Raw genomic sequence first — 21,890 nt, 5'->3', positions numbered from 1 at the left:
AGTAATTTCATATGGTAATTATTAGAAAATCATCATTTGGGCAGGTACTTTCTAAATTCAAATTCTTTAGCCAAATATAAACTGAAAAGTTTGTTACTAATTAATGGCTCCACTTCTCCATTTCTCCCATATCAATCTTGATTGTGCCTGTATGCTCATTATAGACCTCAACCTTATCCCGCCATTCTTTCGGATTGCGATTCTTCAACCAAAAATTTGTGCGGGAACGCCGGGCACTTGCGACTCCAAACTTTCTCAACGTATGTCACAACGATTACCACCCACTTCAATAAAAAGAGATTGTGGGGAATCAACAGTAATCATGGCTCTTCTATAAAAGAGACTATCCCAAAAGATTACTTTGGGAAAGGCCTCTTCCATTTTTATATCTATTTACCTTTTTATGATAACGATAACTTTATTTAATCGCGTAATCTCTTCGCAATATTTTCTTCAGAATCATGCCATTTGGCTTCCCTATTATAAGACTCAGCGATATCCTCTAGAATTGCCCCAACATAAGGGTAGTCAAAGTACAAACGCTCAGCCCAAGTATGGTATTTTACTGCTTGCTCACGCTCCTGTTCTCCCCCGGCGACTCGCCATTGAGCACCACGAGAATTATGAACTTCTATTGAGAATCCTTTGGCAATTTCTAATGATGATATTTCCTCCATTGCTTCGCAGACCTCTTGACAGGGCCACATACCATTTTCATCCGCAGGTGCCTTTGCTAGAAGTTTCCCTAAGCACTGATCACCAATTTCCGCACGACCATATTCGTGACACAACCTCCGTACTTTTGCAAGCCACTCTGCAAGCGCAACAGCGTCGATTATTCCATTATTATCTGTGCCGGGAATCTTCGTAATACGTTCTAGCAGACGATGGGCTGCAGATGCAACAGCCACACGTTGATCCGGATTCTCAATCCTCCATTCTAATGGGTCCTCTTTTTCGTCACGTCGCTTGTAAGCAAGTGCAACCGCTTGGACAAACAACGATGGAGATTCACCAATCTGAGCTTCTAGATTCGGGATTCCATATTTACTTTCGTCTAACAGCCCAATGAAGAGAAATTCTAGTTGGGCAAGCTCGTCACGGGTGACGCCTGCGCGACCATTAAGCATAACTAATGCTTCTGAAACGTTGTAGCTTTCAAGCTTGAAATGATTTACTGGTTCCGCATCAACTGTTGCTAAATCGAACAGAAGGCGCTTAAGGTAGAGCGTCTCGAGATCCTTAAAATTCGTTTGCACGGCATGGAAAGCCGCACGTGGTCGACTAGCCTCCAAGAGACAATCGACCAGTTCGGTGAGCTCGGATGGAGTACGAGAACCCCAGGTTGGAAGTACCTCCTTCCAGTACCCTGTGTGGATAATCTCGTTATAATCGTCTAGAAGACGCCAAGTTGATTCCCTGAATGGCGCACATATAAATAATCGCTTTCGCTCTTCATCAGTCATCTCATTAGCTGCAGCCTTTAACACCTCGCTACGTGAATCGTCCTCAATTGCATTAACAAAGCCCTGTAAGCACCACTCTGCCTTGCTTTTAAGATCGCCATTAACAGATAAACATTCACGGATGAAATCTACCCTAGACTTATATTCAGTAACACAAACTGTCACATAGCGACCAATGACTCCGGCTGCACCACTGCTGGCCATTAATTCTTTTACTCCATCGAAACCGCGCTCTCTCCATATCTCAATCATCGCTTCGAGACGCAAACTGTCGATTCTCTCTTCACGTTTTCGAGAGTCGAACTCCTCATCTTCAATTTCATCAGTCGATATCTGCACCCAATGATCAGCGAACAGCCAACCATGACTGATAACTGGATTTTGTGCCCGAAGGTTATCATAGGCAGTGCGGGCACGATCACGGGTCGCTTCCTTGAGCTTCCGTTGGCGACTTCGGCGGGTAAAGGCAAACTGGCGGATGCGTTCGCGTAATACTGCTTTTGGGGTATCATCAGCGTTATGAGAAAATTTGTCAATCAAATCCCATATCTTGATTTGATCTTCCTCTGGCATACCTTGTAAAGATTCGACTAGATCACCAAGCGTTTTTTCATCGTGATTCGGCCAAGTAATTAGTAAATCTAAGACTCTTCGATTAAATTCATAAATCTCCTTGTACGTGAGGATTTGTCCAGCGCCTGACGCGTCAGTGCGCCAGTTAGGTCTGTAACTGTAATGACCAATTCGGGAACCGGGTTTAATTTGATCAATAGAAATCTCCCAGCTGATATCCGGAAAACGCTTTGTAAGCATTTCCAATACTTTGTATCTCTGTTCTACTGAGGCTGCTGTTTGTGGCATCCATGATCTGAAGATTGCCTTAAGGCTAGCGTCTGGTTTATTCGCCCAATTGTCGTTGATTTTCGGCTGAGAAAGTCGAGCTAGGATTAATACGACGCGCGGAAGATGTTTCCATGACAGGCACTCCAACCCCCAAAGAAGTCCAGTTCGTGATGGTGAAACCCCAAACAAGCTATTATCAACTGGTTTCAGAAGACCGAAGACAACAGGATTGTTACACCGCAAATCAGCTTCAATAATCTTTAAAAATTCATTTGGAGCAGCTTCGGCGTATCGCGGCAAGTCACGATCGTGGGAAAGCAGCTTTTCGAGAGTCAACGGCGTTAAAAGTTTACGGACTAGTAATGCGACTCGACTTTCAATGTCAATGCCAAGCCGACTTTGAAACAAGTTATTTCCGTGGACCGATAAAATGACGAGTGTCTCACAGATACCTGTGCGTAAAGCATTGGAGTGATTGCGGGTTTTATTGTAAAGAGCTGCAGCCCATCTATCCTTTTCCGGCAGTTCAAGCGCTGGATCAGATTCTGAAAGGACGTATTCAGCTGCAGCCATGAACTGTTCTAAGTCCGCTGATGTAACTAACCTCTCAATTGCGAATAGCGCGTCTAATTTTGAGGCCACACCTCTAATATGTCCCACAGACCATACTGGGCTGTCATCGAATCTAAGAAACCGTGCTATCTCGGCTTCGACTGTATCATAATTACGATTTGCCACTTTAGAAATAATCTCTCGATCAGCTTCTGTCTCTGAGTGCCAAGCACCAATTAACACCATTGGTATTAAGTTCCTTGCTGTGTTGTCGTCTCCGGACCATACCGGCATCCTAATCGCAGCATTCTTAGAGAGACGTCGACGAAGTATCGTTGGCGAGTAGCCCGATTCTCTTGCAAGCCTATCAACTTCTTGCTCTATTCCCATGGATGTGAGCACCTCCTTAAAGGAGTCGTGGCTGAGAAGATCAAGCTTAATATCAGCTTCCACATCTACCGCGTTACGCGGACGGAAAATAATGCAATGAAGTCGGTGATGGGCATCTAAAAGTTCACGCTCGGTATCTTCGGAATGAACAATTGGGATAAAAGGAACCGAAGACGCTACAAGCGTACGTAGTGTTTCTGGCGAGGTGAAAATTGCGGAAAGGTCTTTTAAATGACGAAATTCCTCCTCTTCGAACAAGCAAGACAAAAAGGCTAGAGCTTCACCCCTTGAATCAGCAGCAACAACAAAAGGTCTGCTACTAGGCTTGTTAATCCAATCCTTAAACGAATTCCTGCTCGCAGCAATTGAAGCAGCAAAAATAGCAGGAGTTAGAGGAGGTTCACTAGCATTCGCCCAGCGACTCCATTCCATCTCTAGTGTTTCATAACCACTTATGGGTAAGTTGAGCTGTTCAGCGAACCAAATTTGCGTGGGTATCGACTGCTCCAGCCATTGTTCGAGATCGCTTGCGTCAAAAACTCTAACTGCTTTCCAGTCACTCGCCTCATTTTTTTGCGTCTCCCAAGTTTTTCTCCCTGGCCAATTGCGAGGTGTAACAAAAACAAAAGTACTGTTGGACCTCACAGCAGGATCAATTGTAGTCAATCGCGCATTATAATCACTTTCAGCCTTACCACTTACCCTTTCGTTAGTACCGAACTCCCAATACGATTGACCCTCAGGAATCCAAGGCGTAGCGGTTCCAGCTTCGACGAAACCATCGTTGCCCTTCCGTTGCCCATTATCATAACCAGGGAAGTCAACCTGACGGAGGTCGTTACCGGTCGAGTGCACCAACCTTCGCAGAAGTACCGGAAGGTGGCTACGGGACTCTAACTGACTATTAGCCCATTCCTCGATCTGCCTTGCTTTAATGGTTAGGAAATTCGGAACGAAAGCACGAACCGTAATTTCTTTATTGCTTGTAAGCCCCGCCCGCTGGTTATAAACTGCCTGCATGTCGAGCAGCTGCTCTTGATCAGCTCCGAATGCCTTCTCTAATCTTGTCGCCATCTCAAGGGAAAGAGAAGATTTTCCGTTAAGAAAGTTAGACAGGGCCGGTCTCCCAATACCAAGTCGCTCGGCCGCAGCTTTCACAGTCATACCTGAGGGAATAATATTCTGACGAACAAAGCTACCGGGATGAGTTTGTTTTTCAAATGATTTCATAATACCCGCCTTCTTTCAATAAGTAGTGTAGTGATTACAATTAGCGTATCGCGTATCGCGTAACGCTACACGTGTCAATTATTTTCCGAAAATATATTTAGATTTTTTGAATTTATTTGAAAATTTAATTAGACACTTTTTGCAAGGTCTCTCGTTTTATCAAAGCAAATCAAAAACACCGTCCATTCATTCTGGATGGTGTTTTAATTATTTGTATAGGTTTGGAAATTCAGCAATTCGTTGTAATACTTTTTTGCAGAGATTTAATGCTGTAATGGACCTCGCTTATCTCTAACTCGCCGCTCTACCACTCGGTTATGGATGGTAGTCATATACTTACGATTTACAACTGGTCGTAAGTTGATTTTGTATTCTTTTAAACGTTCTAGACGGTTGTTGAGGAGGTTTCAAACCTTCCCGCAATTTGATAAGTTGTAATTCGTTTTACTATATATATATATATATGCTCTAGTACTTCTTCATTCATTCCTTCGATGCGTCGCCGTCCTCTCCATCCATTGATTCATTGAATAGCCTATACAGTTCGTCGGTCATGGTTCTACCTTTAAGGAAGTACAAAGGGTTCATGACGTACTGTGTTTCCTTTTTCCCTTCCCCCAAATAACGAGTGATCTTCGTTATGACATCCAGCTCGTTCATCTTCCTTAAAAAACTTTCGGGATATGCCAGCCCTAACACAAAACCTATCTCCTTCTTAGTTAGTGCCTTCTTCCCATTCTTTGTCGTTTTACCTATCACATTCGTAAGCGGTAACAGATGACGTGCAAGCATAGAAGCGTAACCTAATTCTATAGGAGTCATGCCGTGTGGGAAATCAATGTCCCTACTAATTATCATTTTATCTTGTGCATAGCGTTCGTCATCTTGTAAGCGTCCATTGAATTGGATGGTGTGCTGAGAAACCGTTTCCCCAGCATTGTTGATGTGTGATATTACTTTGTACATAGAAACTCCCCCTATTTTTTGAGCTTTTTGCTCTTTTTCTTTTGTATTTAAATTTTGACCATTCTCGAAGTAACGGCTGCACCAAACTTTTTTGACCTCCTTATATAACATCCAGTTTTCAAATTGACCAACGAATATTAAAGGTAGTTGTGAATCTGACGATTCGGTTTGATTTATTTTCCTTATTGGTGCAAGAAAAAGTTTTTAAGGACAGATTATGTGCATATTCTATATGCTTTACTTAACAACCTAACCTAACAAGGTTAGTTACTCCATTTCTCCATGTCACCCATCTCCACACGGATCGTCCCACTATGCTCGTTTTGAATTTCAACTTTGTCTCTCCATAGTTTTGGTTGGCGATTCTTGAGCCAAAATATTTGCGCAGTAACGTCCGGCGCTTGCGACTTCAATACCTTTTTCACCACAATCATTTCCCCGTCATGGTCCTTTCTCCAGGTTTCTTCTTCGTATTGGTATCCCATGGCCCGCTTCAGCAATGAATTTTCAACTTGTTCATCCATTACTTTACGACCATTCCTAATGGCTTCGGCTAATTCGGGAAACTTCTGCATCCAGTCGTATAGAGTTGTATGATTAATACCGATGTTCTGAGCAATTTCTTTGCCAATCAAACCAATTTCAGCAAACTTTTTCACCTTGACCAAACCTTCTTCAGTTAGCCAATAAGTATATAGTGGTTTGCGGCCTACCTTCTTCTTCATTAAAGAATTCGGGTTATGCGAAACAATTTTTGCTGTCTTTAACATGACCTATCACTCCTTTATTAACGATTATCTCTGATTACCTGATTAAAATTAATCGGAGATTATTATTAGCATTGAACAGATACTGAAGTGGTTAGGAATAGATAGAAAAACTGGGTGATAAATCTGACGAGTCTATTGTGTAAGCAAAAAATTATATTCTGAATTCATTTCTTCAACACTTTGCTCATTTGTAACAGGATGTTTATTTAAATATTGCTGCTTTTACCATTCAAGAATTTACAGACTAGAATGGTAAACTTAACATTCTCTTATCAGTAGTTTCTTTGAACAGTACATATTTCGGGTTTTTTAATAATCTGGAAATCAACTTCTTATCATACATGGTAAATAATTTATTACTATCCAGATTCGTAGTACTAATCGTTACTTTGTCCTGTCGTGAGTTGGTTACAGCATATAAAACTCTCTGAACAAAATCAGTAGCAATTTTACTTGTGTCAATTGCCCCTGTCTCTGCACCTATATCATCCAATACTAGGTAATCAACAGATGACAGTAAATCCAAGAAATATTGTTCAGTGTATTTGCTCTCCTTGTTATTAAAGGTCTCTTTAATGAGCCTCATCATCTCCTCAACGCTTACGAAAAGGCAAGTAACATCTTCCCCCACATCATTTAATTTGCGAAGCAATGAATATGCTAAATGACTTTTTCCAGCTCCTTGATTCCCTTGTAGGAGTACATTAAATATTTGTCCGTTTTTAAAGCGTTCTACAATTTGCAAGCAAAGTAGTTTATTGCTTTTTTCTTCTGTAGTTTCAGCTTTGTAAGTGTCAAATGTTGCATTCAGTATCGTCTTATCCAACAGAATACTTTTCTTAAAAAGAATGTTGTAATTACTCCTTTTAAAATTATGCATATATTTCTGTAGAATATCGGCTTCAAATTGCATATTAATCTTATTTAATACACATTTAGGGCAGCATTCTATTCCATCTACCATCATCATTTGACATAACTTAACGTGTTCCACACCATCTTTAATATAGGTGTGTTCCTTGCAGTAGTTAGAAGTCAAGATGGTATCGAACGGCCATTTCTTCGGGAGTTTGATTCGCTCCATTTTTCACTCCTCCTTCCCCAAAGTCACCTATGAATGAATCATTTATTAAAAATGTTGCTGGATTCTTTACAAACTGTTTGTCCCTACCTTGTACATCTTTAGCATACTTTTGGGTACCCATAGTTATTGTTTCTAACGAATGGTTTTTAATTGCTTTCTTGAATGCTATATATGCTGACTTTTTTTCAACCTTCTTTGGATATAAATCCCAAAACAACTCAAATTCAGTAGAATACGTTTCATTATTATCATTTTCATCATTCTTTACATTCTTGTTTGTGTGTTGCTTTGTCTTTTCCTCGTCGTTAGCATGACTTTCTTGCATAGTTTGTGAAACACCACTTGTTTGGTAAACCTCATAATTAACAATGGTTAATGTCGTCTTTTTTGTGTCGCTTACAAACAGTAACATGCCATCCTTTTCCAACAGTTTAAGGAAATTCGTTACTTTACTATTTGACCAGCACCATCTTTCACATAATTTGCGAATAGAAGTAATTGTCTGGCCGGCTTTCACCTCAACTAGTTCACTACCTAATAAAAACTTATGCTCCTTATGATTGACTTCAAGTAATAAATCAACCCAAGCTTCAAGACGGCTAAATACTCTCCGTTCTGTAAATAACCAGTGGTCTCTAGTCTTCCGATGTAATTTAATCCATCCTTGCATTTTTCCACCTCCGACAGATTCCTTAATTACTAGAACCCTTTTGTAAGCATGTAACTAGATCTTTTTAACTGATGAAATAACACTTACACTATTTTCTAATGAGCTTGAAAGAATATCAGATATTAGTTTTTCTTCTGTTCAATCCACTGAAGGAAGTCCTTTTTATCAACTCGCTTTGATAATCCTATCTGAAAACTTCTTATACCACCGGCTTCTTCCCTAGTTTGTAAAAGTTCATACACACGTCGTCTTGAGATACCTAAATAGTCAGCGATATGTTGAGCGGTTAATATGTTGGAAAGTCTTTGTTCCTGCATTGATCAAATCTCCTCCTGCGCTTTTTCGACTTTCGTTAACGTATTAATAATATTAAAAAGCTCCCTCTTTACTGATTCTGGTAATTCTTTTCGAAGCAATCTAGAAAAATTCCCTTCACTAATCCCATAAAGTTCTGCTACTCTCCATTGATGTAAACCTGAACATTTTATTGCTGTTCTTACATCGATATTTTTTCGTTTCATAGTTCTAGCCTCCTTTACTTTATTAATTGTTGTTGTTATGATCAATTTACCAAATAGTTCACGATAAAGTAATTTTTTCGGGCTCAGTATCGTGAACTATCGTCAATAATTTTTAGGAGGATAAAATGATTAGTAAAAATAACGAAGCATATCAAACTTCACACCACCCTGATGACATATTTATGGTGGCTGCAAACCAATTACTTCAGGACAACATCGCAGATTTTGAAGAAAAAATTTCTTCACCTAACACTCAAATAGGTTTGGAATTTTTGATCAACCAATTAAATGAACACATAAAAAAATCTATAGAAGAGCGTGCTTTTGCATATAAGAAGATTTTTGCAAGCACCATGCCAAGTCTTGTTCACGTTCTTCGACAATTGCCTTCTTTCCAAGAAAAAGAAATCAAGGATATTTCCTTAAGGTTTTCAAGGTTGGAAAATGAGAGCGATATTCTTTCTTTTGCAAGAATTTATGGTCTGTTAGGGGTTTTGGACTGGGGATGGAATAATTACTCTCATACGAACTTTGAAACGTTAAATACATGGCATACATACATTGCGCATATCAAGAGATTATTAAAGTTATACAAAGCTCTTAAGGAAAAAAAACAAGGTAAGGAAGTAGAGGTTATCGGTGAGTTTTTTAGCTTGGAAGAGGAAACTGTATATATGGTCGGGAAAGGATTGATTAAAAGAACAAAAATAAGTTGGACTGAAAAATACTGTATTAAGGAAATGGAGAATCTGCTACTCGATGGTGTGAACAACATCCCCCATCCAGCTCCGGATCTCCCAAGAGAGATAGAGGAATCTCTCGCATATGACGGTCTTATAGGATCATACGTTCTAGCACTACTAATAAAGAATGGTTTAGATGATGCTGTTAAGATTTCATTTTCCGAAGTTTTTCATTCTGACTTATCACCTATAGGTTTCTCTTTTAATGAGACCTATTCAAGTCGGTATTTGTTAGGTGCTATATACCAAGATTTATGGAGGTTAATTAACACTGATGTGCCAATAAGATATTGCAATTACTGTAACAGACCCTTTGAAGGCAAAGGGAAAAAGAAACATTGCAATGAATCCTGTAGGCAAATGGCATACAAAGAACGTAAACGTATAAGATCTACAATACTAAGGTAGGCAGCCGCCTTGTATTGGGTAACAGAATAATATTGTTCAACATGGTGTCCACTATTCCTCTGAATAAAAAAGGGATTCAATGATTAGAGAAAGTAGTAAAAATTTGCACATTCCATTCCTAATGACTTACAAGTACCAAATAGCACTAGAAAGCTTTGTAATAGGATTTGTAACACAGATAATAACCATTCGAGAAATTCATATACAGGAGATGAAATAAATTATGAGCTATATCTACACCCACGTTGTAAATGTGAGAGTAAAAAATGTAAATGTGGTGCTAGTTGGGCATACATTTTAGACATAGGTATAGATCCTATAACCGGAAAAAGAAAGCAAAAGAAGAAAAGCGGTTTCCGAACAAAAAAAGAGGCTGAAACAGCCTCCATTATTCTTCAGAATGAATTGAATCGTGGAATGTTTGTTGAAGAAACTAACATAAGAATTCGCATATGAATGGCTTTCGATTTATGAAGGAATGGGGAATATAAAAGAAAGTACGGTGAGAATTCGTCGGCACGAGATTAAACGCTTCTTAGATTACTTTGCAAAGTTAAAAATAAAGAATATAACAAGAACACAATATCAAGACGCTATAAATGATTTGAAGAAAAGAGGGTATGCCCGAAACACGATAGATGGCGCACACCGCACTGGCAGAATGATTTTTAAAAAGGCTTTGGAAATGGAAGTTTTAAAGAAAGACCCAACCGAACACACTCATGTACCTAAACAGCTGAAGACAATCGAAGAATTGGAAGGGAAAAAGGATTTACCTAAGTATTTAGAAAAACAGCAACTAAAACACTTTCTCCAAGTAGCAAAAAAATTAGGTTTGGATCAAGACTATCCTATCTTTTTATTACTCTCATACACTGGAGTGCGTGTCGGTGAATTATGTGCTTTAAAGTGGCGGGATATTGATATGGAAAATCAAACAATTAGTATTTCAAAAACTTATTATAACCCCACCAATAATAAAAAAGAATATAAGTTGCTAACACCCAAAACTCCCACATCCGTGCGTGTAATTGATGTAGATGATACGGTGATTAGTGAACTTAAATTGCATAAATCTTTTCAAAATAAAACAATAATGAAATACCGAGATATATACCATGACCAAGGTTTTGTTTTCGCCAGTATTGATAATCTTCTCGGCTACCCCCTGTACCTAAAAAAGGTGGGAAATCGCATGACGAGATTATTGAAACTAGCTGAATTAAATTACGAATTGACACTCCACTCTTTACGACATACGCATACGTCGCTTTTAGCCGAGGCTGAAGTAAGTCTTCCACAAATCATGGAACGTTTGGGACATAAAGATGAAGATACAACAAGAAATGTCTATCTCCATGTTACGAAAAAAATGAAAAAAGAGGCTTCCCAAAAGTTCAAAGAACTTATGGAAAACCTCTAATATTAGACCCGTATTCAAGAAAATGTTACCCGTTCGTTACCCCTAGGGTCTTTTCTAAAGATACTAAAGTCTTTATCCCCTGATGTAACAGGGGTTATGAGAAAACGATTACATCATGCCGCCCATACCGCCCATATCAGGCATTCCGCCGCCTGCATTTTTCTCAGGAATGTCTGCTACTACTGCTTCAGTAGTTAAGAACATTGCTGCTACAGATGCTGCGTTTTGAAGTGCTGATCGTGTTACTTTTGTTGGATCTACGATACCTGAGTCGATCATGTTTACCCATTCACCGTTAGCTGCGTTGAAACCAATACCGACTTCTTCGCGTTTCAAGCGGTCAACGATGATTGAGCCTTCAAGACCAGCGTTGTTCGCGATTTGGCGAACTGGCTCTTCAAGTGCACGAAGAACAATTTTCACACCAGTAGCTACGTCTCCTGCTTCAGCAGCTGCAATTTCAGATACTTTGTTGTATACATTCACTAGTGCAGTACCACCACCAGCAACGATTCCTTCTTCTACTGCTGCACGTGTAGCATTGAGTGCGTCTTCGATACGAAGTTTACGTTCTTTTAGTTCTGTTTCAGTTGCTGCACCGACTTTAATTACGGCTACCCCACCTGAAAGTTTAGCTAAACGCTCTTGTAATTTTTCTTTATCGAATTCAGAAGTTGTATCTTCCAATTGTGAACGGATTTGAGACACACGACCAGAAATGTTTTCTGCTTGGCCAGCACCTTCAACGATTGTTGTGTTTTCTTTTGTTACAACCACTTTAGAAGCGCGACCCAATTGAGTGATATTCGTTGTTTTCAACTCTAGGCCAAGGTCCTCAGTAATGACTTCCGCACCTGTTAGAATCGCGATATCTTCAAGCATTGCTTTACGTCGGTCACCAAATCCAGGAGCTTTTACCGCTACAGCATTGAAAGTACCACGAAGTTTATTCATGATCAATGTAGCCAATGCTTCGCCTTCAATGTCTTCAGCGATTAATAGCAATGGTTTACTTTGTTGAACCACTTGTTCTAACACTGGAAGAATTTCTTGGATGCTCGAGATTTTTTTATCTGTAATCAAGATATATGGATTGTCTAAAACTGCTTCCATTTTATCTGTATTCGTAGCCATGTATGCAGATGCATACCCACGGTCAAATTGCATACCTTCTACTACATCAAGTTCAGTAGTGAAGCCTTTAGATTCTTCAATCGTGATAACGCCGTCGTTTCCAACACGTTCCATCGCTTCAGCAATCAATTGGCCTACTTCTTCATCTCCAGAAGAAATTGCTGCTACTTGTGCAATCGATTCTTTGCTTTCGATTTCCTTAGAGATTTCTTTAAGACCCGTAACTGCAGCAGCAACCGCTTTTTCGATTCCTTTACGGATACCGACCGGGTTAGCTCCTGCTGTTACGTTCTTCAACCCTTCACGAATCATTGCTTGAGCAAGAACTGTTGCAGTTGTTGTACCGTCACCAGCAATGTCATTTGTTTTAGATGCTACTTCAGCTACAAGTTTTGCACCCATGTTTTCAAATGCATCTTCAAGTTCGATTTCTTTTGCAATCGTCACGCCATCATTTGTGATAAGTGGTGAACCGAATTTACGCTCAAGAACAACGTTACGTCCTTTTGGTCCAAGTGTTACTTTTACAGCATCCGCTAATTTATCTACACCACGAAGCATTAAACTACGTGCGTCTTCGCTGAATTTAATTTCTTTTGCCATTTTGTAAACCCTCCTAAAATATGTTAAGTATTTATTAGCCTACAATCGCTAAAATATCATTTTCGCGTACAATCAAGAACTCGTTACCTTCATATTTAACTTCAGTACCAGCGTATTTCGAGAAGATGATTTTGTCTCCTTCTTTCACATCTAACTCAACGCGTGTGCCATTTTCTAGTACTCGACCAGTTCCAACAGCAACAACTTTGCCTTCCTGTGGCTTCTCTTTAGCAGAGTCTGGAAGTACGATACCGAATGCAGATACTTCTTCAGCTTCGATTAATTCGATTACGATACGATCGCCTAATGGTTTTAACAAGTGAAACAACCTCCCTGAAATGGTAATAATTATTTTTATTAGCACTCTTACTCATTGAGTGCTAACACAATTCTTATCATAAATGAATTGGCACCTCTTTTGCAAGCGGGAACATTGAGAATTTTGAATTCTTTACAGAAAAGTGATATGCGACACACGAGCTCGACACCGGCGCTGGAAGGATGAGAGGCGAGCTTTCGCCTTTCTGACCCCATGGTCCGCGAGCTGGCGCTTGAGCTAGACATAGACACTCTGAAAGTAAGTAAATCAATAATAGTTATTACTTTCTTATATGTGCACAAAAGATTTACAATAAGAAAAGATCTTCTTACAATGAAAGGAATAAACCTGTGAAAAATAATAAAACTGCTTTTTACTTAATTGTGACTTACGTAATCATGCAATTATCAGGATACCTGTTTGCACCACTTCTGCTTGAATTTTTCATGCAACAAGGAATAAAGGTTTCACAAGCTGAACTCCTCGCGAGTGGATGGTGGATTTTCATCAGTATGCTAATTGCAACAATCATCACTTTGGTACTGGTTCAAAAAGATAAATCATTTTTCACCAACTTAAAAGGTAAGAAAAGCTCAATTGGAGCATCAATAGGATGGGGATTTCTCGGCTTTTTCATGGTGTTAATCGGCCAATCCCTTGCAGCCGTCATTGAAGGTGCTCTCGGTGTCGATCCGGGATCTGAAAATACAGCTGTTTTTGTAAAAATCTCAGCAGCCGCTCCAGTTGCCATTCTTTCAATCGCAATATTTGCTCCGATATTAGAAGAATTAATTTTCCGACGCGTAATCTTTGGATCTCTTGTACAAAAGACGAACTTCTTTATTGCAGGATTTGTTAGTGCGGTTGTGTTTGCCATCATCCATTTTGATTTCACACACATACTACTTTATGCGGTATCTGGATTTATATTCGCATTCTTGTATTACAAAACTAAGAGAATATTGACATCAATCATCTCGCATATGTTACTGAATGGCTTTGTTGTGTTGATTCAATTAAATCAAGAAAATATTCTGCGCTACCAAAAATACTTGGAGTCATTATCCAACGCTCAATAATAGAAAAATAAACAAAGAAAAAGCCTTCTACCCATTACTGCGGTGGAAGGCTTTCATTTTGACGAATATTCATTTCATCAATGAGAGCTTGTTGCTCTTCAATCTGACGTTTCTGTTCTGCTTTTAAGTATTTTTTATAGCCTACTCTAGCTATTAAAATACTAATTTCAAAAAGTATGATCAGTGGTAGTGATACTAAAACGTGTGACATAATATCTGGTGGTGTCAAAATATCCGCTACCACTACTAAAATCAAGTAAATATATTTTCGATACTTTGTTAATAACATTGGTGTGATAATCCCTAATCTTGTGAGGAACAGTAGCACAACTGGCATTTGGAAAACAAATCCAAATGGAATGGTCAACTGGAATAGGAAATCAAAATATTCATTAATCCCGATCGTTTGCTCTATATTCAAGTCGCTCGATAAATCTGCCATAAAGTTAATAACAAATGGGAAAACGACGAAATAAGAAAATGAAACCCCACCGATAAACAAGAAAAAGATAAACGGAATGTAGCTTAATGTCGCGGTTCTTTCTTTTTGGTAAAGACCTGGGGATATAAAGGCCCATACTTGATATAAGATGATTGGGGACGTCATCACAATGGATAAAACCATCATCACGGTAATCAATATTTTAAACGGATCCGTGATACGAAAAGCATTTAACGTTAAGTCTCGTGCTTCCTCACTTACTTGTAAAAACTGAATCAGTGGTCCAGCTAAGAAAAAACTGACAATCACTGCTAGAACAAAGAAAACGACGATAATAATCAGTCGTTTTCTTAATTCAATAATATGATCAACTGTAGTCATGTCTCTTTCTTCCATTAGAAAAACACCCTAACGTACTTACTTAACTTCATCTTGTTGCTTGATTTTCTTTTTTTGATCGTCATCTTCGTCGTCATCGACTAGACCTCGAGTTGCATTTTTAAATTCGCGAAGCGAACTACCGAAAGCTCGTCCTAATTCAGGAAGTTTTTTCGGACCGAATACAATTAAAGCCACAACTACAATTAATAAGATACTTAATGGACCTGTTGGCATGAGAGGCACCTCCTCTTGTCTATTTTTATTTTAACCCATTTTCGAGTCATTTGCTATTTTCTACTATGAACGAAGTGTGAACGTTTCTTCTTGTTTGATTAAGTATATTAACGTTTGTAACTCGACGGATAAATCAATTGTATGAACTCGGATTGATTCAGGCACCGTTATTCGTACAGGCGTGAAATTCAAGATCCCCTTCACATTCGTCTTGGTTAAGCGATCCGTTACTTCTTGGGCTGTGCGTGATGGAACCGTTAGAATGACTAACTCTATTCCAAACTCTTTAATCTTTTCCTCTAACTTACTAGGGTCAAAAACAGGGATATCACTCAAAGTGGATCCGTCTTCCGTTGCACTAGGGTCAAAAGCCACCACAATTCGCGTGTTATGGTTCTTGTGAAAATTATATTTTAAGAAGGCTGTCCCTAAACTTCCTACTCCGATCAACGCTACATTCGTTGCCACGTCTTGATCTAACGTTTGACGGAAAAACTGAAGTAAATGTTGGACGTCGTATCCATAACCTTTACGACCCAACGCACCAAAATGTGAAAAATCTCGTCGAATCGTGGCAGAATCAATTTTCATCGCTTCACTCAGTTCCTGAGAAGAGACTCGTTTGTGTCCAGCATTCGAGAAATTTTGAATGAATCGGTAATAAAGAGGTAATCTTTTTGTCGTTGCTTGTGGAATTTTTAGTTGTTCTTGTTTCATGCCGTCCTCCTGCATTCAAGCGAAATCGCCTTCATATTACATGAGTACTTAAGAGAAGTAAAGTTCAGTCGTTGCATGACTCACGACCATCCTTTAAACTGAAGGAGAACTGAGGTGGAATTCATGATTGTACTACAAGTGAACCAATTACATAAATCGTTTGTCGTCGACGAAATCCTAAGCGGCGTCAAGCTTGAAGTAAACCATCGGGACCGTGTGGCTTTAGTCGGACGCAATGGTGCTGGAAAGTCGACACTTCTTAAAATAATTGCTGGAGAAATGTCATATGACTCGGGAGAAATCATCATTCCCAAAGGAACGAAAATAGGTTATATGGAGCAGCATGCCGGCATTGATTCCGATTTATCCATTTGGGACGAAATGATGACCATTTTCGAACACCATCATTTGGCTGAACAGGAGTTACGTTTACTCGAACAACAGATGGCTGACCCTAAGATTTATGAAGATGCAGGATCTTACGCACGCATCATGTCTGACTATGACGTCAAACAAGTTGCGTTTAAAGATTCTGGTGGGTACCAATACGAGTCGGATACCCGTTCGGTCTTACACGGGATGCAGTTCTTCCCTGCTGATTACGATAAGCCGATTCAATCGCTATCCGGCGGTCAAAAAACTCGTCTTGCATTGGCGAAATTATTATTAACCAAACCGGACTTACTGATTCTAGATGAACCAACGAACCATTTGGACATTGATACACTCAGTTGGTTGGAGCGATATCTACAAGGTTACCCCGGTGCTATTTTAATCGTTTCCCATGACCGCTATTTCCTGGACCAGGTTGTAAACTTTGTCTACGAAGTATCTCGTCACAAAGTAAAACGTTTTGTCGGGAATTACAGTGCATACTTGGATGAAAAAGCAAAAACGTATGAACGAGACTTAAAAACGTTTGACCGCCAACAAGAAGAGAAAGCAAAACTAGAAGACTTTGTGCAACGTAACTTGGCACGTGCATCAACTACGAAAATGGCACAGTCAAGACGCAAAGTATTGGAGAAAACCGATTGGATGGATTCACCGGATGGGGATGAAAAATCTGCAAAATTCGGTTTTACAATCGAGCGCCAAAGCGGAAACGACGTATTAAAAGTTGACGATATGTCTGTTGGCTATTCTGGAAAACCAGTATCTCACGATGTGAATCTGCGCGTTTTCCGTGAAGATCGCATTGCTTTAGTGGGACCAAATGGAGTCGGTAAATCAACTTTACTCAAAACAGTGATTAAAGATATCCCTCCAATAGCTGGAACGATACATTACGGGACCAATGTTCAATTTGGTTATTATGATCAAGAACAAGCTAAACTTACAGGAAATCGAACGGTCCTCCAAGAATTATGGGATGAGTGGCCATTATTAAATGAAAAAGATGTTCGAAATGTCTTGGGCCGTTTCCTATTCAGTGGCGATGATGTGACAAAATCGATTTCATCTTTATCTGGTGGCGAAAAAGCCCGCGTTGCTTTAGCAAAGCTTATGATGTTAAAGTCCAACACACTCATTCTCGATGAGCCCACGAACCATTTAGACTTAGACAGCAAAGAAGTGCTCGAAAATGCGTTACTCGATTACCCAGGAACCATCCTCTTCGTCTCTCATGACCGCTATTTTATTAATCGAATTGCGACCAAAGTGATTGAGTTATCGAGCGACGGTGCTTTTGAATATTTGGGTGATTACGATTACTACATTGAAAAGAAAAAAGAATTAGAGGAAATTCGTGCAGAGCAAGCTGGACCCAAAGCAGCCGAAGTTGCCATTGCAAAGCAATCGACCTCTACGATCGACAAAGAAGCGAAGAAAAGAGAACGCCAAATTACGCGTCGCCTAGAAGAATTAGAAGGTCAATTACATTCAATTGAGGAACATATTAAAGGTGTAGAAGAAAAACTGTGTGACCCTGACATTTTTCAAGACCATGAACAACTAATGTCCCTTCAAAAAGAGTTAGATTCATTTAAAGAGGAACAAGAAAATTTTATGACGGAATGGATGGAACTCGAGGAAGAATTAGAACAATCATAATAATGAGTGATACCACATGTCGAAACATGTGGTATTTTTATATACTAAGGACATATATATGGGTCAAGGACAAATTTCGACATTTTTCTTTCCACAATATTATACACACTCAAAAGCTAGATATATCAACCTATCCACAGAGTTATACACACTATCCACAAGCGAAAAAGTTTTTATACACAGTGTTCCCCTTAAAACTAACCACTATATATTGAATTCAACCGAGTTATACACAAGTTATACACAGAATGTGCATAAGTACAGATGTTCTCTATTGACACCTCTATTATTTTTTGCTAAAAAAAGAATCGATTCTCTATAATAAGAGAATCGATTCTTCTTAATTCCAGTCGAATAATGTCATTCCTGGTTTTCCGTTCATCGCCATAGTACTTCTATGGCCTCTTTCGAACATAACGGATCCAGCAGCCGCAATCATCGCAGCATTATCTGTACATAAAAACAGAGGTGGTACTGTAAATGGAAGTCCTTCTCTCTCAAAGGTATCTTCTAATGATTTTCTTAATCCTTTGTTAGCCGAGACACCACCAGCAGCAATCACCTGTTTAACCTTGAATTCTTTCGCAGCACGTAAAGTTTTAGCTGTTAGCACTTCGACAACACTAGCCTGGAAACCTGCGGCAACTGCTCCAGGTATAATCACTTCTCCACGTTGTTCTGCATTGTGCATGTAATTAATCACACTGGATTTCAGCCCACTAAAACTAAAATCATAAGATCCTTCTTCCAACCATATTCGTGGAAATGCAATCGCTTCAACACTTTCATGAGCAAGACGATCAATATGTGGCCCTCCAGGATACGGAAGCTTTAATACTCGTGCTACTTTGTCATACGCTTCCCCTGCTGCATCATCACGTGTTTCGCCTATTAGCTCAAATGAACCATGCTCGCGCATTAAGACAATCTCGGTATGTCCACCTGATACAACGAGGGCTAGTAATGGAAATTGCATAGGTTCTACCAGTTGATTGGCATAAATATGTCCGGCAATATGATGTACACCCACAAGAGGCAAACTATTTGCAAAGGCAAAAGCTTTTGCTGCATTAATGCCAATGAGAAGTGCACCAACAAGCCCTGGACCTTCTGTCACTGCAACTGCATCCAAATCACCTGGTTGCATGTTTGCTTGTTCAAGAGCTTCTTCAATGACAAGCGTTACTTGTTCAACGTGATGTCGGGAAGCAATTTCAGGTACGACCCCACCAAAACGTTTATGACTTTCAATTTGTGAAGCAACCACATTGGAAATGATTTCACGACCATTTCGCACAATCGAAGCAGCCGTTTCATCACAACTCGTCTCAATGCCTAATATGATTTGATCTTTACTCATTTAAATTCCACCCACATCACTAAGGCATCTTCAAGATTATCTGAATAATAACCTTTACGAATACCTCCATTTTGAAAATCTAGTTTACGATACAAATTTTGAGCAATCTTATTACTAACGCGTACTTCTAATGTCATCAAGACGACTCCGTGTTCTTTAGCCACTCGGATCGCCTCACGCATAAGTCCTTCACCAATACCTTGGCCTTTAACATACTCAGTAACAGCTACGTTCGTGATATGACTTTCATCTATCACAAGCCACATGCCACAAAACCCGACAATCTGATGAGCATCATTTTCAGCTACAACATAATAAGCATGCAAATTGGTAGTCATTTCCTGCATGAAGGCATCTTTTGTCCAAGGCAAACTAAATGCTTCTTCTTCGATCTTTAAAACTCCATCAATGTCATCAACCGTCATTTTACGATAAGTGATTGTATCAATCATTTACTTTGCCAACCTGTTTTTGTTCTGCAAGCCAGTTCGTTTCAGCTTCAGTGATCCGCTTGTAATCCGGAACAAAATGATGCGTTTCTTCGATTGATGGAAGTTGTTTTGTCATTGCTTGTTCAATTACTACAGACGCTCGTGGCATGTCTAGATGAAGTGATGCACGTTTAGCCCGTTCACCTAAAACATGTTGAATCGCTTCCCAATGAATTGCAACATCCTTCCCTACAAAGAGGATGTCTTCTTCACTTGTTGATAATTTTTCTAAAATTGCATCTAGTGCATAATGACCGTCCTGCAATACAGGCTCTAGCTCATTTGTATAAACTGCTGAAAATACATTCTGTCTACGTGCATCCATGATCGGACAAATTAAGCCGTTGAAAAGTGAAGCATTCCCCGCAAGTATTTGAAGACTGGAAACCCCTACTATCGGAATCTTCAATGTCCATGCAAGGGTCTTGGCAATGGTCACACCAATTCGAACACCAGTGTAAGATCCTGGCCCCTCGGAAACAGCTATTGCTTCTATTTCACTCGGCTTAATATTTGCTCGCTTTAACGCTTCTTCAACCGCCGGCATTGCTCCTATTGAATGTGCAATTTTTGTAGCACTTGTCCATTCCACTAATAGCTGACCATCTTGAACAACTGCAACTGACAATGGTACATTCGATGTATCGATTCCTAACCAAATCATGCAAATAACTCCTTACATAGTTGCTCATAACGCTCACCCATCGGGGTAACTTCAAATCGTCGAGCAAACTCATTTTCATAAAAAACTTCTATTTGTAATCGTTCATCCGGCAAATCGTATTCAATCAATTTTGCCCATTCAATTACCGTCACCGCTTCTCCGTAAAAAAGCTCGTCCCATCCTAAATCTTCGTCGCTATCTGCCAGACGATACACATCTAAATGATTAAACGGCAATCTGCCTTCATATTGCTTCAAAATCGTAAAAGTTGGGCTGTTCACATTTCGTGTAACACCTAAACCTTTTGCAAAGCTTTTTGTAAAAGTCGTTTTCCCTGCACCAAGATCACCTTCAAGTGTAATAACATCTTGTGCTCGAACGAGTGATCCCAATCGCTTACCGAAATCTTCGGTTTCCTCTAGGGATGTGACTTGTTTAATATACGTCATATCATTACTACCTCACACTTGTTTTCTCTAGTGTACCGAATCTTTCACGATACTACACTTTATTTGCACAACGAAAAGCAAAAAGCACTACTTTAGCTCGTTGCCGGTGCTGAAAGAAACTCATGTGGAAAGTTGTTTCCACATGAGTTCTAAAGCTTAGGTGCGAGCTAATGCTTGGAACTAGACAATAAAAAAAACCCACAGAGAAAGTTACCTTTCTTTGAGGATTAATAATTTTAGGTAAATGGCGGTCCCGACGGGAATCGAACCCGCGATCTTCTGCGTGACAGGCAGACATGTTAACCGCTACACCACGGGACCACAATATTTAACGACAAGATTTATTATACCAATGTATGAAAATATTACAATAGTTTTTCAAGAAATAGTTTTAAAAGATTTATCAGATGGTTTTTCAAACAGAAGAACGTCATATAGCTGCAGCTTTGAGGTAGTGTTAATCAGTTTTGTTTGCGCTTCGCTCCTTTTTGAAAGAAGGTACGTTTCATTGACTAGTTGACTTGGTTAATGAGACGTTTTTCAAGAGACTCGCTGACTTGTAAAAAAATTAGCACTCAAACTGGCACTTTATCGCTCAAACTCCTCTCCTTAGCAAGTGTACTTGTTGAAGCAGCATCACTACCATCGGCGACGAGCTTAACTTACGTATTCAGGCTACGAAAGATAACGGCAGCACTTCGTCAACCGCAATTCTTCGATTCTCGCGTATGAGATACGCTCCGAGTCTCTTCCCTTTGTTTCCTCGAACTCTTTGTTCCTCCTCTTTCTCGCACACCTCCTATTTAAGAAACAACTATAATCTAAAAAAGAACACAAAAAAACCGATACCTTTCGGTACCGGTCTTTCAATTGCCTAGCGACGTCCTACTCTCACA

Annotated in this window: 19 protein-coding genes, 1 tRNA gene and 1 pseudogene; 4 read left to right on the top strand and 17 right to left on the bottom strand. The window is 39.6% G+C overall.

Annotated features, from left to right (window positions below; translation table 11 throughout):
* Positions 1 to 422: 422 nt before the first annotated feature.
* The 7 genes from GY23_RS17010 to GY23_RS16980 all read right to left on the bottom strand — a co-directional run bounded on the left by GY23_RS17010 (position 423) and on the right by GY23_RS16980 (position 8,492).
* Positions 423 to 4,481: a HigA family addiction module antitoxin gene (locus GY23_RS17010; protein WP_075620382.1), complete on the bottom strand. Its 4,059-nt coding sequence runs from the start codon at positions 4,479 to 4,481 to the stop codon at positions 423 to 425.
* A 483-nt stretch (positions 4,482 to 4,964) separates the two neighbouring features.
* On the bottom strand, positions 4,965 to 5,447 hold the full coding sequence (locus GY23_RS17005) for a hypothetical protein (protein ID WP_075620381.1): 483 nt from the start codon (positions 5,445 to 5,447) through the stop codon (positions 4,965 to 4,967).
* Between the two features lie 263 nt (positions 5,448 to 5,710).
* Entirely contained in the window at positions 5,711 to 6,217 is a 507-nt protein-coding gene (locus tag GY23_RS17000; RefSeq protein ID WP_211270698.1) for a transposase, read from the bottom strand.
* A gap of 244 nt (positions 6,218 to 6,461) precedes the next feature.
* Positions 6,462 to 7,301: an ATP-binding protein gene (locus GY23_RS16995; RefSeq protein WP_075620380.1), complete on the bottom strand. Its 840-nt coding sequence runs from the start codon at positions 7,299 to 7,301 to the stop codon at positions 6,462 to 6,464.
* Positions 7,246 to 7,971, bottom strand: a complete 726-nt coding sequence (locus GY23_RS16990) for a hypothetical protein (RefSeq protein ID WP_075620379.1) — start codon at positions 7,969 to 7,971, stop codon at positions 7,246 to 7,248. The genes GY23_RS16995 and GY23_RS16990 overlap by 56 nt, the downstream gene beginning before the upstream one ends.
* Before the next feature lie 122 nt (positions 7,972 to 8,093).
* Positions 8,094 to 8,288: a helix-turn-helix domain-containing protein gene (locus tag GY23_RS16985; protein WP_075620378.1), complete on the bottom strand. Its 195-nt coding sequence runs from the start codon at positions 8,286 to 8,288 to the stop codon at positions 8,094 to 8,096.
* 3 nt (positions 8,289 to 8,291) lie between these two features.
* Positions 8,292 to 8,492, bottom strand: a complete 201-nt coding sequence (locus GY23_RS16980) for a hypothetical protein (protein WP_075620377.1) — start codon at positions 8,490 to 8,492, stop codon at positions 8,292 to 8,294.
* Between the two features lie 125 nt (positions 8,493 to 8,617).
* Here GY23_RS16980 and GY23_RS16975 point away from each other — a divergent pair, with 125 nt between their 5' ends.
* Together GY23_RS16975 and GY23_RS16970 are read left to right on the top strand one after the other, a co-directional pair.
* On the top strand, positions 8,618 to 9,643 hold the full coding sequence (locus GY23_RS16975) for a hypothetical protein (RefSeq protein WP_075620376.1): 1,026 nt from the start codon (positions 8,618 to 8,620) through the stop codon (positions 9,641 to 9,643).
* Between the two features lie 294 nt (positions 9,644 to 9,937).
* A pseudogene (locus GY23_RS16970) lies at positions 9,938 to 11,066 on the top strand (site-specific integrase).
* A 108-nt stretch (positions 11,067 to 11,174) separates the two neighbouring features.
* Here GY23_RS16970 and groL read toward each other — a convergent pair.
* Positions 11,175 to 12,803 (bottom strand): chaperonin GroEL, encoded by a 1,629-nt coding sequence (gene groL / locus GY23_RS16965; RefSeq protein WP_075620375.1) that lies wholly within the window; start codon positions 12,801 to 12,803, stop codon positions 11,175 to 11,177.
* Between the two features lie 34 nt (positions 12,804 to 12,837).
* A complete protein-coding gene (gene groES, locus GY23_RS16960; RefSeq protein ID WP_075620374.1) occupies positions 12,838 to 13,122 on the bottom strand; it encodes a co-chaperone GroES in 285 nt (94 codons plus the stop codon).
* Positions 13,123 to 13,472: 350 nt separating this feature from the next.
* On the opposite strand from groES, the gene GY23_RS16955 reads away from it, so the two are divergent.
* Positions 13,473 to 14,201 carry a CPBP family intramembrane glutamic endopeptidase gene (locus GY23_RS16955; RefSeq protein ID WP_075620373.1) on the top strand — a complete coding sequence of 243 codons (729 nt, stop codon included), beginning with the start codon at positions 13,473 to 13,475 and terminating at the stop codon, positions 14,199 to 14,201.
* Positions 14,202 to 14,235: 34 nt separating this feature from the next.
* Here the strand turns inward: GY23_RS16955 and tatC are convergent, their stop codons facing one another.
* The 3 genes from tatC to GY23_RS16940 form a co-directional block, all read right to left on the bottom strand.
* Positions 14,236 to 15,039 carry a twin-arginine translocase subunit TatC gene (gene tatC, locus GY23_RS16950; RefSeq protein ID WP_075620372.1) on the bottom strand — a complete coding sequence of 268 codons (804 nt, stop codon included), beginning with the start codon at positions 15,037 to 15,039 and terminating at the stop codon, positions 14,236 to 14,238.
* Between the two features lie 21 nt (positions 15,040 to 15,060).
* On the bottom strand, positions 15,061 to 15,258 hold the full coding sequence (locus tag GY23_RS16945; protein ID WP_075620371.1) for a twin-arginine translocase TatA/TatE family subunit: 198 nt from the start codon (positions 15,256 to 15,258) through the stop codon (positions 15,061 to 15,063).
* Between the two features lie 63 nt (positions 15,259 to 15,321).
* Positions 15,322 to 15,975 carry a redox-sensing transcriptional repressor Rex gene (locus GY23_RS16940; RefSeq protein WP_075620370.1) on the bottom strand — a complete coding sequence of 218 codons (654 nt, stop codon included), beginning with the start codon at positions 15,973 to 15,975 and terminating at the stop codon, positions 15,322 to 15,324.
* A gap of 123 nt (positions 15,976 to 16,098) precedes the next feature.
* On the opposite strand from GY23_RS16940, the gene GY23_RS16935 reads away from it, so the two are divergent.
* Positions 16,099 to 18,030 carry an ABC-F family ATP-binding cassette domain-containing protein gene (locus GY23_RS16935; protein ID WP_075620412.1) on the top strand — a complete coding sequence of 644 codons (1,932 nt, stop codon included), beginning with the start codon at positions 16,099 to 16,101 and terminating at the stop codon, positions 18,028 to 18,030.
* 340 nt (positions 18,031 to 18,370) lie between these two features.
* On the opposite strand, the gene tsaD is transcribed toward GY23_RS16935, so the two are convergent.
* The 5 genes from tsaD to GY23_RS16910 form a co-directional block, all read right to left on the bottom strand.
* On the bottom strand, positions 18,371 to 19,390 hold the full coding sequence (tsaD, locus tag GY23_RS16930; RefSeq protein WP_075620369.1) for a tRNA (adenosine(37)-N6)-threonylcarbamoyltransferase complex transferase subunit TsaD: 1,020 nt from the start codon (positions 19,388 to 19,390) through the stop codon (positions 18,371 to 18,373).
* Positions 19,387 to 19,842, bottom strand: coding sequence for a ribosomal protein S18-alanine N-acetyltransferase (rimI, locus tag GY23_RS16925; protein ID WP_075620368.1), 456 nt, complete (start codon positions 19,840 to 19,842; stop codon positions 19,387 to 19,389). Before rimI ends, tsaD begins: the two co-directional genes overlap by 4 nt.
* Positions 19,835 to 20,545 carry a tRNA (adenosine(37)-N6)-threonylcarbamoyltransferase complex dimerization subunit type 1 TsaB gene (tsaB, locus tag GY23_RS16920; RefSeq protein WP_075620367.1) on the bottom strand — a complete coding sequence of 237 codons (711 nt, stop codon included), beginning with the start codon at positions 20,543 to 20,545 and terminating at the stop codon, positions 19,835 to 19,837. Before tsaB ends, rimI begins: the two co-directional genes overlap by 8 nt.
* Complete coding sequence (gene tsaE / locus GY23_RS16915) at positions 20,542 to 20,994, bottom strand: tRNA (adenosine(37)-N6)-threonylcarbamoyltransferase complex ATPase subunit type 1 TsaE (protein ID WP_075620366.1); 453 nt, start codon at positions 20,992 to 20,994, stop codon at positions 20,542 to 20,544. The genes tsaB and tsaE overlap by 4 nt, the downstream gene beginning before the upstream one ends.
* A gap of 245 nt (positions 20,995 to 21,239) precedes the next feature.
* Positions 21,240 to 21,315: transfer RNA gene (locus GY23_RS16910), tRNA-Asp, on the bottom strand.
* Positions 21,316 to 21,890: the final 575 nt, after the last annotated feature.

Origin of the sequence: Paenisporosarcina indica (assembly GCF_001939075.1) — a bacterium.
Lineage (GTDB): Bacteria > Bacillota > Bacilli > Bacillales_A > Planococcaceae > Paenisporosarcina > Paenisporosarcina indica.
This window is presented reverse-complemented; position numbering and strand designations above follow the sequence as displayed.

Coding starts and splice junctions, on each gene's coding strand:
- GY23_RS17010 (WP_075620382.1), bottom strand. CDS start 4,481: ATGAAATCATTTGAAAAACAAACTCATCCCGGTAGCTTTGTTCGTCAG.
- GY23_RS17005 (WP_075620381.1), bottom strand. CDS start 5,447: ATGTACAAAGTAATATCACACATCAACAATGCTGGGGAAACGGTTTCT.
- GY23_RS17000 (WP_211270698.1), bottom strand. CDS start 6,217: ATGTTAAAGACAGCAAAAATTGTTTCGCATAACCCGAATTCTTTAATG.
- GY23_RS16995 (WP_075620380.1), bottom strand. CDS start 7,301: ATGGAGCGAATCAAACTCCCGAAGAAATGGCCGTTCGATACCATCTTG.
- GY23_RS16990 (WP_075620379.1), bottom strand. CDS start 7,971: ATGCAAGGATGGATTAAATTACATCGGAAGACTAGAGACCACTGGTTA.
- GY23_RS16985 (WP_075620378.1), bottom strand. CDS start 8,288: ATGCAGGAACAAAGACTTTCCAACATATTAACCGCTCAACATATCGCT.
- GY23_RS16980 (WP_075620377.1), bottom strand. CDS start 8,492: ATGAAACGAAAAAATATCGATGTAAGAACAGCAATAAAATGTTCAGGT.
- GY23_RS16975 (WP_075620376.1), top strand. CDS start 8,618: ATGATTAGTAAAAATAACGAAGCATATCAAACTTCACACCACCCTGAT.
- groL (WP_075620375.1), bottom strand. CDS start 12,803: ATGGCAAAAGAAATTAAATTCAGCGAAGACGCACGTAGTTTAATGCTT.
- tatC (WP_075620372.1), bottom strand. CDS start 15,039: ATGGAAGAAAGAGACATGACTACAGTTGATCATATTATTGAATTAAGA.
- GY23_RS16945 (WP_075620371.1), bottom strand. CDS start 15,258: ATGCCAACAGGTCCATTAAGTATCTTATTAATTGTAGTTGTGGCTTTA.
- GY23_RS16940 (WP_075620370.1), bottom strand. CDS start 15,975: ATGAAACAAGAACAACTAAAAATTCCACAAGCAACGACAAAAAGATTA.
- GY23_RS16935 (WP_075620412.1), top strand. CDS start 16,099: ATGATTGTACTACAAGTGAACCAATTACATAAATCGTTTGTCGTCGAC.
- tsaD (WP_075620369.1), bottom strand. CDS start 19,390: ATGAGTAAAGATCAAATCATATTAGGCATTGAGACGAGTTGTGATGAA.
- rimI (WP_075620368.1), bottom strand. CDS start 19,842: ATGATTGATACAATCACTTATCGTAAAATGACGGTTGATGACATTGAT.
- tsaB (WP_075620367.1), bottom strand. CDS start 20,545: ATGATTTGGTTAGGAATCGATACATCGAATGTACCATTGTCAGTTGCA.
- tsaE (WP_075620366.1), bottom strand. CDS start 20,994: ATGACGTATATTAAACAAGTCACATCCCTAGAGGAAACCGAAGATTTC.